We start from the raw sequence: 276 nt of genomic DNA on the forward strand, positions 1-276 counted from the left end.
GATCAGAATCGGAAGACCAATCAATGTAAAGGCCATGGAAGAGATGGAGAATATTGAAGAACTGGGAGAATTTCTGAAGCGTAAGGTTTACATGATGAAATCCTACTACGAAAAGAGAAAATCTCTTGCCCAGGCCATCAATCTCCAAAATCTATCGGTTAAATTTCCTTTGCTTAGAGAAGAAAATATTGTTCAGAATATCATCGATGAAACTCCGAAAGAAGATATTATCAATGATATCAGCAAGCTGAAAGGCACCGATAAAATGCTGTTCAG

General features: G+C 37.3%; 1 pseudogene. It reads left to right on the forward strand.

The window, feature by feature from the left end:
* Positions 1–276, forward strand: a pseudogene (locus SCA31_RS23210) (glycerol acyltransferase); the annotation flags it as partial.

The sequence above is a fragment of the Chryseobacterium sp. SIMBA_028 genome (assembly GCF_046535285.1).
GTDB lineage: Bacteria > Bacteroidota > Bacteroidia > Flavobacteriales > Weeksellaceae > Chryseobacterium.